The following is a 12069-nucleotide window of genomic DNA, read 5'->3' as shown; positions in this document are numbered from 1 at the left end:
CAGTTTACTAATGTGATAATAAAATTTGATGATATCTGTTTAGTGCAAGTCGTGAGTAAGGCGTCAGCACTTTGTTTTAGCAGTTAAGAAAGTATAAATACTTTCTTACTGCATAAGTGAAACTAAGGCTTTCGCCATTAAGGCTTGGCGATAAGCCAAGTTTTCTAAAGATTTGGAGGTAATTTAATGGTCGATCAACAACGTCCAAACGTTCAAGAAATTAATATTGGTCAGGAGATGCGTACGTCGTTTCTTGATTATGCAATGAGTGTCATCGTATCACGTGCACTACCAGATGTACGTGATGGAATGAAGCCTGTTCACCGTAGAATATTGTATGCAATGAACGATCTTGGTATGCACTCTGATAAAGCTTATAAAAAATCGGCACGTATTGTTGGTGAAGTAATTGGTAAGTATCACCCACATGGTGATTCTGCTGTTTATGAAGCAATGGTTCGTATGGCTCAGGATTTCAGTTATCGCAACATGCTAGTAGATGGTCATGGTAACTTTGGTTCTGTAGATGGTGATTCAGCAGCAGCTATGCGTTATACGGAAGCAAGAATGTCTAAGATATCGATGGAACTTTTACGCGATATCAATAAAGATACAATTGATTATGCGGATAACTATGATGGGACAGAACGTGAACCGGTTGTATTTCCTGCACGTTTTCCAAATTTGCTTGTTAACGGAACTTCAGGTATTGCAGTTGGGATGGCAACTAATATTCCACCACACAATCTTGGTGAAACGATTGACGCTGTTTTAGCTGTTAGTGAAGACCCGGAGATTACAATTGATGAATTAATGGAAAATCATATTTATGGCCCGGACTTTCCTACTGCTGGAGAAATACTTGGACGAAGCGGGATTCGTAAAGCATTTGAAACAGGAAAAGGTTCTGTCATAATTCGTGCCAAAGTACATATCGAAGAACAATCAAATGGTAAACCTAAAATTATCGCTACTGAACTACCTTATCAGGTAAACAAAGCGAAACTAATTGAGAAGATTGCCGAACTTGTTCGCGATAAGCGGATTGATGGTATTACCGATCTACGTGATGAATCAGACCGTAATGGTTTACGCGTAGTTATGGAGTTACGTCGTGATGTAAATGCAAATGTTGTGTTAAACAATTTGTATAAATACACGGCATTGCAGACTACCTTTGGTATAAATACGCTTGCACTTGTTGACGGGCAGCCGAAAGTGTTAAACATTAAACAATGCCTGGAACACTATTTAGAGCACCAAAAGGTAATTATCAAGCGTCGTACTGCCTTTGAATTACGTAAGGCTGAAGCACGTGCCCATATCCTTGAAGGCCTTCGTATTGCGTTGGACCATCTGGATGAGGTTATTTCGTTAATTCGGAATTCAAAAAATGCGGATATCGCACGTGAAGAATTAATCGAGCGTTTCGGATTAACCGAAAAACAATCGCAAGCTATTCTGGACATGCGTTTGCAGCGCTTAACAGGGCTGGAACGTGAAAAAATAGAAAATGAGTATAGTGAGCTTATTCAGCTAATTAATGAATTAAAGGCCATTTTGGCAGATGAAGAGAAAGTTTTAGAAATAATCAGGGAAGAGCTTATAGAAATTAAAGAAAAATACAATGACCAGCGCCGTACAGAGATAATTATTGGCGGAGCAGACTTCTTTGAAGACGAAGACTTAATTCCAGAAGAAAACATTGTTATAACACTCACACATCAGGGTTATATCAAACGTCTTCCTGCATCTACGTACCGTACACAAAAACGTGGTGGTCGAGGTATCCAAGGAATGGGAACTAATGAAGATGATTTTGTTGAACATTTAGTTTCTACTTCAACACATGATACGATTCTATTCTTTACAAATAAAGGAAAAGTTTACCGTTCTAAAGGATATGAAGTTCCTGAATTTAATCGTACCGCAAAAGGTATTCCGATTATAAATCTACTGCAAATTGAGAAGGATGAGTGGATTAACGCTGTTATTTCGGTCAATGAATTCAGCAGTGACTGGTACCTGTTCTTTACGACTAGGCACGGAATATCAAAACGTACACAACTATCGAATTTTGCCAATATCCGTAAAGGTGGACTAATTGCTGTCGGACTTCGGGAAGAAGATGAATTAATTTCCGTACGCTTAACTGACGGTACGAAGGATATTATGATTGGTACTAGAAATGGTTATCTGATTCGTTTTCCTGAGGATCAAGTACGTTCAATGGGAAGAACAGCAGCTGGAGTTCGTGGTATTTCCTTACGTGGAGATGATGAAGTTATATCCATGGAAATTCTCGATGAGGGCGTACAAATAATGCATGTAACAAACAAAGGTGTCGGAAAACGCACACCTGAAGACCAGTATCGAATCACTAAACGTGGTGGTAAAGGTATCTTCACATGTAAACTTGATGACTCGAATCATGTTGTTGCAGTAAAAGCTGTAACAGGTGAAGAAGATATAATGCTTATAACAGTAGCAGGTGTTCTCATTCGTATTCCTGTTGAAAGCATTTCACAAACAGGCCGTAATACACGAGGTGTTCGTCTGATTCGTTTGCAGGAAGAAGAAGAAGTTGCTACCGTTGCTAAAATTGAACGTGAAGAAGAAGAAGAAATTGAATCAGTAGAGGAAAGTACAGATGAAACTACTGAGGATACAGATAATCAGGAAGACTAACAACAGGATGATGATGTAATTTTGCAAGGTGACTCTACAAGGAAAATAGTCAAATCATTTTCTAGGGTCACCTTTTTTTGCAGTTAAGAAACCACCATTGTAGCGCCTCGCAACTAAGTCCTGTACTCCAGAGTATAACGGGTTCTAAGAAAGCAAATTACGCTTTCATAAAAATCCCTTTAACGAATGCCATGTTTTCTAATTTTCACTACGAGGGGGGAAATTAATGCGGGTTGAACCACCACAACTAGTTCCAGGCTGTGTGTTGTTAAAGAATGTTACAGGTAAGTCCAATAAACCGATTATTCCACAGCACACTGTTTTAACCGAGGAGCATATTAACCTGCTTGAGAAGTTTTTGGTTGAAACGGTCGATGTGTCTGCAAAGCTTGCAGATGGAGAGGCTTTTAAACCTAAATTTGTACATAAAGAAGAAGTAAAGCAAAAGGAAGAACCTAGTAAAGAACAAAACGCAGAATTATTCGAAGACCATTACAGAAATGCTGTAAGTAACTATAAAAAGCTTTTTATAAAATGGCAAAATAACGTAGCTATTGATATGCCGGAAGTTCGTAACATACTAATTCCACTGTTTGAACGAATGGATGATATTAGTATGGCAGTATACACTTTACACCACTATGCAGACAAAAAGGATTATATTTTTCATCATAGTATAGCAGTAGGTATTCTTTCAGCATATCTGGCGAAGAAGATGGGTTTTGAAAAAGGAGAATGGCTGCAAGTTGGGTTGGCCGGATCTTTAAGTGATTGTGGTATGGCTCGACTTGATAATACTATCGTTACCAAAACTGGATCATTAAACTTCTCTGACTACCAGGAAATAAAGAAGCATCCAACCTATTCATATCGTTTTATCGAAAAAATCCCAACTATTACGAAAGAAGTTAAGTTAGCAGTACTGCAGCACCATGAACGAATGGACAGCTCAGGTTATCCAATTGGTTTATCAAAAGAAAATATTCATGTTTATTCACGGATTATTGCAGTTTGTGACATATACCATGCAATGACTTGCGAACGCTTATACAAAGAGAAGCAGTCGCCATTTAACGTTATTGAAAAATTACAGCATGATCAATTTTCAAAACTCGATCATCAAGTAGTACAGATATTTATTAAGAGCTTAGCCAATTTTTCAATTGGAACAAAGGTTATACTGTCAACGAATCAATCAGGCGAAATAGTATTTGTAGAAGATAGATATCCTACCAGGCCAATGGTACGAATGGATGAATCAAACGAAATTGTTGCATTAAAAAATGAATCGACTCTATTTATTAGTGAAATTATTGGGAACTAGCCATGATTGCTAGTTCTCTCCAGTAATTTTTCTTCTAATAATAGTGGTATTTTTTCTGCTGTATTTTGTAGAAAATATGTAATAAATGGATAGTCTATTTCGGACTTGGCAGACAGGAGATCCCCCCACCATTCTGATTCATATCGACATAGCATGCTTAAGTTATATAAAAGTAAATAATGAACCATCACTTCTGAATTTAGTAAGTACTTCCTTCGGTGAAACGGAAAGTAAATTAGATTATTGCTTGCATGTGTAAAAAATGGACCGCTGGGTTTATGTAACGGTACTGAAAGTTTTATGCAGAAGGAATTTTTATTAATTTCTGTTTGTTCAATCACTGGTAAATACGCATTTATTCGTTGGGTGAATGATTTTGCTGTTAAATGATAATTATCCAATATTGCATTAGGAAAGTGTAGTTCTGACATCCCAACTTCTCCAACAGTAATCATTTCTTTTTGACCTTGTAACGTGAACAAAGAAGATACTTCAGGGATTAATCCTAAGAGGTCTTCCATCTTAAACTTTTCAAAGGGTGCTTGACTTACAGAAAATAAATGTTTTGAGAAATAAGGAAATAATCCATTCTGTTGCGTTTTTACCTCATCATCCATAAATGAATAGTCTTTTTTCTTCCGCTTCCGACTTGAAACACCATGTGCAAGGATTGTTGTTGATTCTGGATAATCTGGCCGGATTGTTAGTAAATTAGCTTTGAGCAAATGAATCATACCATAGAAGAACATAATAGGCTGAAACAGTATATCGAGGTTTTTTCCATTTTCGTAAAACTGAATTCCATGATCCAGATAATACATGAACGAATTACAGTTTTCGTAGCTCTTTGCTGATGCTTCAACTCCATCCAGGTTTTGGTAGCAATCATATAAAAATTGTTGTGCTGTTTGCTGTGATTGGAGGTAGGTATAAAGTACATTTATCTCTTTATTTTTCATAAAAATTTCCCCTCCTAAATTTTAAAATATTTTGAATCTATTTTTTATTCACATCAGCCAATTCTCTTGTTGAAAAAGCGCGAGACTTGACGTATTGTAAATAACAATAGAATTGCTAGTATAGTTTGACCAATAGAATAAAATCTAGTCACTTTATCTCAGGGTGTTCAATAATTTAGATAGGAGGAGAAATTATGCGTGAAGACAAGTTTGCCAAAGAAGGATTAACGTTTGATGATGTTCTGTTATTACCGGCTAAATCAGAGGTTTTGCCTAAAGATGTGGACCTAAGTACAGCATTATCCAAAAAGATGAAACTTAGATCACCATTCATGAGTGCTGGCATGGATACCGTTACCGAATCAGGAATGGCTATTGCAATGGCACGTCAAGGAGGACTTGGTGTTATCCATAAAAACATGTCAATTGAAGATCAAGCAGAACAAGTGGATCGCGTAAAACGTTCCGAGAGTGGTGTTATTACCAATCCATTTTCTCTGACACCAGAGCATCAGGTATATGATGCTGAACATCTGATGGGTAAGTTCCGTATATCGGGCGTTCCAATCGTAAATAACATTGATGAACAAATTTTAGTAGGTATTTTAACAAATCGGGATTTACGATTTATCCAAGATTACTCTATCTCTATCAAAGAAGTTATGACAAGTGAAAACCTAGTAACTGCACCTGTTGGAACAACATTAAATGAAGCAGAAAAACTCCTTCAAAAACATAAGATTGAAAAGCTTCCTCTTGTCGACGAAATAAATATGCTTAAAGGCTTAATTACTATTAAAGATATTGAAAAAGTAATTGAATTTCCAAATTCAGCAAAAGATGAACAAGGCAGGTTACTTGTAGGTGCAGCTGTTGGTGTTACAGGAGATTCGTTAAAACGTATTGAAAAACTTGTTGATGCTGGTGTTGATGCAATTGTTATTGACACAGCTCACGGTCATTCAGCAGGAGTGTTAGAACAAGTTCGTCTTGTACGGGAAACATACCCTGATTTGGATATCATTGCTGGAAATGTTGCGACAGCAGATGCCACTGTTGAATTGATTGAAGCAGGTGCTACTATTGTTAAAGTAGGGATAGGACCCGGATCAATTTGTACAACAAGGGTAGTTGCTGGTGTAGGTGTACCGCAAATAACAGCCGTACATGATTGTGCAGCAGCAGCCGATAAATATGGTGTTGCCGTTATTGCTGATGGCGGAATTAAGTATTCTGGTGATATCGTAAAAGCACTGGCGTCTGGTGCAAGTGCAGTTATGCTAGGTAGTTTGTTTGCTGGCGTACTGGAAAGTCCTGGTGAAACTGAAATCTTCCAAGGAAGACAATATAAGGTTTATCGTGGAATGGGATCAGTAAGTGCGATGAAAGCAGGCTCAAAGGATCGCTATTTCCAAGGTGCAGAAGAAGATGCTAAAAAACTTGTACCGGAGGGCATTGAAGGAAGAATTGCTTATAAAGGGCCACTTGTTGATACAATTCATCAGTTAGCTGGCGGATTACGTGCAGGAATGGGATATTGTGGGACAGGTTCGATTGAATCATTACGTAATGATTCCAGATTTATTCGAATAACCAATGCAGGCTTGAGAGAGAGCCATCCACACGATGTACAAATTACAAGAGAAGCACCAAATTACTCTGTTTAATTAGTAAAATTAGTAAGGACTTCCTATTAAAACTGAGGAATAGATAGGGACTATTCTCTGTCTATTTTTTTGGACAAATTTATGGTAAAATATCTAAGGTAAATTTAATTTTTAAAAGAGCATAAAATATATATCATTTTCAGGTGGAGGTAGAGAATAAAGTGAAACATAAATTAACAAAAGGTCTGTCATTTTTACTTATTGCTATCGTAATGGTGACAACAATAATTGGACAGCCGCTTTCTGCAAAAGCAGCAGGACCTGATGTACAAGCGGAATCAGCTATTTTAGTTGATGCAGAAACTGGGAAAATATTATTCTCAAAAAACCCTGACATCGCGTTACCTCCAGCAAGTATGACTAAAATGATGACAGAATATCTTGTTTGGGAAGCCATCGAGAATGGAAAAATCAGCTGGAATACGACAACACAGATTAGTGACTATGCTTATAGTATATCTGCAAATAATTCTTTTTCAGGTGTAGGATTAACTCAAAGCAAGGATTATACAGTTCAACAATTGTATGATGCAATGGCAATCAACTCAGATAATGCAACGTCAATCGCACTTGCTGAATTAATTGCCGGTTCCGAAGGTGAATTTGTCAAAATGATGAATGCCAAGGCAAAAGAAATGGGACTTCCTGATTATAAATTCGTCAATTCCACAGGTCTTGCTAATTCAGATCTTGGTGAAAACTATCCAAAGGGAACTGAGCAAGATGCAAGTAACAGGTTATCAGCCAGGAGCACAGCTTTACTTGCGTATAACCTGGTAAATGATTATCCTAAGGCACTGACAATTTCAAGTGTCCCTTCAGCAGAATTCGATGGGCAAACCATACGAAACTGGAATTGGATGTTACCTCATGATCCCGAAACTGCAAGCTCCTTACAACAGTTTTATTATAAAGGTATTGATGGTTTAAAAACCGGGCATACGGATCTTGCTGGATATTGTTTTGCAGGGACTGCAGAACGAAATGATCAACGGTATATTTCTGTAGTAATGAAAACAGAAAGTGTAGAAGCACGTTTCCAGCAAACAGCAAGATTAATGGATTATGGATTTAACAATTTTGATCAAAAAGAGTTATTTGCTAAAGGATATCAGTTAGAAAATAAATCAACACTTCCTATTGCAAAAGGAAAAGAAGATAATGTACAAATTGCAACAAATAATTCGTTTGTTGTGCCGGTTAAAGGTGAACAGGCTAAAAATTACAATCTCGAATATCATTTGGATAAAGATAAGCTAAATAAAGATGGTGAGTTGACAGCACCAATTAAAAAAGGTGAAAAAGTAGGTACTGCCGAACTTGTTTTCAATGGAGAAACAGACTATGGCTATATTTCGGCAGGAGATAGTAAGACTACTGTAGATCTTGTGGCACAGGACACTGTTGAGAAAGATAATTGGTTCATGCTTACACTTGGTGCAATTGCTGACTTTTTTACCGGCTTATTCAGTACAGTTGTTGATACTGTTAAAGGTTGGTTCTAAGACGAATAAGTAGTAAAATAGTCTTTATAGAGAGTTTTGGCAAAATAGGAGGAATAACTATGACAAATACAGGTACAGAACGTGTAAAACGTGGTATGGCAGAAATGCAAAAAGGTGGCGTCATCATGGACGTCGTTAATGCAGAACAAGCAAAAATTGCAGAAGAAGCTGGAGCAGTTGCTGTAATGGCGCTTGAACGTGTTCCTTCTGACATCCGTGCAGCCGGTGGTGTAGCTCGTATGGCAAGTCCTGAAATTACGGAAGAAGTAATGAATGCTGTTTCAATCCCAGTCATGGCAAAAGGACGTATTGGACATATTGTAGAGGCTCGAGTCCTTGAAGCGATGGGCGTTGACTATATTGATGAGAGTGAAGTATTAACACCAGCAGATGAAGTATTTCATCTTAAAAAATCAGATTACACTGTACCATTTGTTTGTGGCTGTCGTAATTTAGGTGAAGCTGCACGTCGGATTGGTGAGGGTGCTTCAATGCTGCGTACAAAAGGTGAGCCTGGTACAGGTAACATTGTGGAAGCAGTTCGTCACATGCGTCAGGTACAGTCTGAAATCAGAATGCTAACTGCAATGTCTGAAGATGAAGTAATGACATTTGCAAAAGAAATTGGTGCCCCATATAATTTATTATTAGAAATTAAAGAAGAAGGCCGTTTACCAGTTGTTAACTTTGCGGCAGGTGGCATTGCTACACCGGCTGATGCAGCGTTAATGATGCAATTAGGCGCAGATGGTGTATTTGTTGGATCTGGTATTTTCAAATCAAACAATCCTCAAAAGTTTGCAAAAGCAATTGTTGAAGCAACAACACATTATACAGATTATAAGCTGATTGGCGAGCTTTCCAAGGGTCTTGGTAACGCAATGAAAGGTATTGAAATGAGTACATTGGAAGCACAAGATCGTATGCAAGATCGCAGTGAATAGAAAGAAGGAATACACATGAATACAATAGGTGTGCTTGCATTACAAGGTGCCGTTCGTGAACATATTCGTTCAATCGAAGCAACGGGTGCAAAAGCAATTGAAATTAAACGGATAGAACAGCTTAAGGCTATTGATGGCTTAATCCTCCCTGGAGGAGAAAGTACCACAATGCGCAGGCTGATAAACAGCTATGACTTTTTCGATGCTATTCAAGCATTTGGTAAACAAGGCAAACCAGTATTTGGAACATGTGCGGGCCTCATTCTGATGGCAAATGAGATTGAAGGTCAGGAAGATGCTCATTTAGGGCTAATGAATATGAAGGTAGCACGTAATGCATTTGGCCGACAAGTGGCAAGCTTTGAAGCAGATTTAAAGGTGGAACATGTTGGCGATGATTTTAATGCAGTATTTATCCGTGCACCATATATATTAAAAGCAGGACCTGAAGTAGAAGTTCTTGCTACCTATCAGGAACGAGCTGTTGCTGCTAGACAGGGTCAATATTTATGCACAGCATTTCATCCTGAATTAACGGATGATAATCGCTTTATTGAATATTTTGCCCAAATGGTGGAACAATCTAAGAAAACACTTGCATCTTAGTCTGAAGTTGGCTATGATATATCATAATATGTAATCAGTAATGAGGGGAATTAGTAACAGGAATTCTTAGTTCAGAGAGCCGGTGGCAGGTGAAAACCGGTATGAGACGTCTTGTGAATCCATCCTCGAACTGGTTTGCTGAATTTTTAAGTAGGTAAACCCGGCTAAAAACCGTTATTTTATTTGAGCCGGAAGAGATTCTATCTCTTCAACAAGGGTGGCATCGCGGGAATAATACTCTCGTCCCTAATTATATTAGGGACGGGAGTTTTTTATTTAGGCTGTGTTCTTAAAGAATTGCCTTTTCCAAGCAATGAATCTTAGTAAGTAGTTGATATAAACTGCGATTTACTTTTTAAAAAGGTTGAGTGCTATTATGCCGCTCCGGAAATACACTTCGCGCACCTAGGGCGGCTGATGAGCCTCCTTGCTCCTACGTCGCTGCGTAGTCTTATCTAGGCCTCAGCTCCCACAGGAGTCTAAGTGTATTTCCTCCGCTAAATGCCTATAGAAGAAATGTATGACAGCACTACACTAGTCTGGGTGAGCGTAGGGCGGTGACTCTTGCGGGAACAGCACGTGTCCGAAGACCCTGCAGAGCAACTAAATGAAGGGCGACTAAAACCGTCCTTTGCGGACAACGCCGGCAAACCCCTTGCCGGGGCAGTAGGCTAAGGCCGTGCCCTAAGGTGCGCATCTGCCCGTAGCGATCCCGGACGGCGGGACGAGAGTTTATAGAGATTATTCCAGCAGTTAATTCGCATTTTATATCAATAGCAACAAACTATTAGAAAACAGCTTTTAGTTTTAAAAAAAACAGGCTGGTATCAGACAATAATTATAACAAGGAGGATTTAACATGCTTGATATGAAATTTTTGCGTAATAATTTTCAGGAAGTGAAAGAAAAGTTGGCCCATCGTGGTGAAGATTTATCAGAACTGGATAAGTTTGGTGAACTGGATGAAAGACGCAGGAATTTAATCGCTGAAACTGAAAAGATGAAAGCTAAACGTAATGAAGCGTCTAAACAGATTTCTGTCTTGAAAAAGGAGAAGAAGGATGCAGAACCTGCGATTAAAGAAATGCGTGAGGTTGGTGAGCAAATTTCCACGCTCGATAAAGAATTAAAAGAAATAGAAGAAAAGTTAAATTATATGATGCTTTCTATACCAAACATTCCACATGATAGTGTTCCAATTGGTGAAGATGAAGAGGATAATGTTGAAGCACGAAAATGGGGCGAAATGCCGACATTTGATTTTGAAGCTAAAGCACACTGGGACATAGCAACTGACCTGCATATTCTTGATTTTGAACGTGCTGCAAAGGTAACCGGAAGTCGTTTTGTATTTTATAAAGGGCTTGGTGCAAGACTTGAGCGTGCACTGTTAAACTTCATGATGGATTTGCATGCTGATGAACATGGCTATGAGGAAATGCTACCACCATATATGGTTAATCGGACAAGTATGACTGGAACCGGCCAGCTTCCAAAGTTTGAAGAGGATGCATTTAAAATTGCTGATTGGGACTACTTTCTTGTGCCGACAGCAGAGGTACCTGTAACAAATTATTATCGTGATGATATTCTAATGAATGATGATTTACCTAAAAAATATGTAGCGTTTAGTGCGTGTTTCCGTTCTGAGGCTGGATCTGCGGGAAGAGATACACGTGGCTTAATTCGTCAGCATCAGTTTAATAAAGTTGAGCTTGTTCATTTTGCTAAACCGGAAGATTCTTATGAGACATTAGAGACGTTAACAGGAAATGCGGAGAAAGTACTTCAGCTGTTAAATCTGCCATACCGAGTTATGAGCATGTGTACAGGTGATTTAGGTTTTACCGCTGCTAAGAAATATGATATAGAAGTATGGATTCCAAGTCAGGAAACGTACCGGGAAATTTCTTCTTGCTCTAATTTTGAAGATTTCCAGGCAAGACGTGCGGGAATTCGCTTCCGTCGTGAAGAGAAAGGTAAACCTGAATTTGTTCATACATTAAATGGGTCAGGCCTGGCATTAGGTCGTACTGTTGCTGCTATCTTAGAAAATTATCAGCAGGAGGATGGATCTGTTGCAGTACCTGAAGTATTGCGTCCATATATGGGCGGAAAAGAAGTTATTAACTAAAAGAATATAATTTTTTGAGAGCTTGGATGTTTTTTCCAAGTTCTTTTTTTATGTAATTTTTTGTGCAGTAAGAAAGTAGTTATACTTTCTTACTGCACAAGTGCAACTAAATCTCCATTAAGACTTGAAGATAAGCTAAGTTTTTCTAAAGTAATTTTTTGTAAGCGTTTTCGATTAAATTTTCAAAAAACTTATGTAAAATCACTTGATTTTTATGTTTTAATACCTTATGATAATTTACA

General features: G+C 38.2%; 8 protein-coding genes and 1 other annotated feature. Of the genes, 7 read left to right on the top strand and 1 reads right to left on the bottom strand.

Annotation, left to right across the window (positions count from 1 at the left end; all coding sequences use genetic code 11):
- The first annotated feature begins 186 nt into the window (after positions 1–186).
- Both gyrA and ACTWQM_RS12150 read left to right on the top strand, forming a co-directional pair.
- Positions 187–2688, top strand: a complete 2502-nt coding sequence (gene gyrA / locus ACTWQM_RS12155; RefSeq protein ID WP_443258425.1) for a DNA gyrase subunit A — start codon at positions 187–189, stop codon at positions 2686–2688.
- Between the two features lie 226 nt (positions 2689–2914).
- Positions 2915–4012 (top strand): HD-GYP domain-containing protein, encoded by a 1098-nt coding sequence (locus ACTWQM_RS12150; RefSeq protein WP_443258424.1) that lies wholly within the window; start codon positions 2915–2917, stop codon positions 4010–4012.
- Here the strand turns inward: ACTWQM_RS12150 and ACTWQM_RS12145 are convergent.
- Positions 4009–4971 carry a YaaC family protein gene (locus ACTWQM_RS12145; protein ID WP_443258423.1) on the bottom strand — a complete coding sequence of 321 codons (963 nt, stop codon included), beginning with the start codon at positions 4969–4971 and terminating at the stop codon, positions 4009–4011. The two genes, ACTWQM_RS12150 and ACTWQM_RS12145, sit on opposite strands and share 4 nt — an antisense overlap.
- A gap of 194 nt (positions 4972–5165) precedes the next feature.
- Between ACTWQM_RS12145 and guaB the strand changes: the two genes are divergently transcribed.
- From guaB to serS, 5 genes are all read left to right on the top strand, one after another.
- Positions 5166–6638, top strand: coding sequence for an IMP dehydrogenase (gene guaB, locus ACTWQM_RS12140; RefSeq protein ID WP_443258422.1), 1473 nt, complete (start codon positions 5166–5168; stop codon positions 6636–6638).
- 161 nt (positions 6639–6799) lie between these two features.
- Positions 6800–8143, top strand: coding sequence for a D-alanyl-D-alanine carboxypeptidase family protein (locus tag ACTWQM_RS12135; RefSeq protein ID WP_443258421.1), 1344 nt, complete (start codon positions 6800–6802; stop codon positions 8141–8143).
- A 59-nt stretch (positions 8144–8202) separates the two neighbouring features.
- Entirely contained in the window at positions 8203–9087 is an 885-nt protein-coding gene (pdxS, locus tag ACTWQM_RS12130; protein ID WP_443258420.1) for a pyridoxal 5'-phosphate synthase lyase subunit PdxS, read from the top strand.
- A gap of 15 nt (positions 9088–9102) precedes the next feature.
- Positions 9103–9693, top strand: a complete 591-nt coding sequence (pdxT, locus tag ACTWQM_RS12125; protein ID WP_443258419.1) for a pyridoxal 5'-phosphate synthase glutaminase subunit PdxT — start codon at positions 9103–9105, stop codon at positions 9691–9693.
- 31 nt (positions 9694–9724) lie between these two features.
- Positions 9725–9944: a binding site (T-box leader), on the top strand.
- Between the two features lie 608 nt (positions 9945–10552).
- Positions 10553–11827: a serine--tRNA ligase gene (gene serS / locus ACTWQM_RS12120; RefSeq protein ID WP_443258418.1), complete on the top strand. Its 1275-nt coding sequence runs from the start codon at positions 10553–10555 to the stop codon at positions 11825–11827.
- The last annotated feature ends 242 nt before the right edge of the window (positions 11828–12069 follow it).

Source organism: Virgibacillus sp. L01, from assembly GCF_052246775.1.
GTDB lineage: Bacteria > Bacillota > Bacilli > Bacillales > Amphibacillaceae > Lentibacillus.
Note: the sequence above shows the minus strand (reverse complement) of the source record. Positions and strands in the feature narration are given on the sequence as shown.